We start from the raw sequence: 245 nt of genomic DNA on the forward strand, positions 1-245 counted from the left end.
TCGACTGGAGTGTCTTCAATTGTTGAAGCTGAATCATCTACAGCAATAGGAGCATCATTTTCAGCACCTACAATTACTGTTACCGTAGCGGTATCGGTTCCACCGTTCCCATCAGAAATAGTGTAATCGAAAGAATCAGTTCCGTTGAAGTTTTCGTCTGGAGTATAGGTCACCACGCCATTCTCATCGATAGTTACCGTTCCATTGGCAGGTTCCTGAGCTTCAGAAATTGTTACCGTAAGCTC

At 44.1% G+C, this 245-nt stretch carries 1 protein-coding gene; it reads right to left on the reverse strand.

Features of this window, described 5'->3' with window-relative positions; genetic code table 11:
• On the reverse strand, positions 1 to 245 hold a 245-nt coding region (locus ACNKXS_RS15545), incomplete at both ends, for a cadherin-like domain-containing protein (protein ID WP_417921600.1).

Origin of the sequence: Christiangramia marina (assembly GCF_048285865.1) — a bacterium.
Classification (GTDB): Bacteria; Bacteroidota; Bacteroidia; order Flavobacteriales; family Flavobacteriaceae; genus Christiangramia; species Christiangramia marina.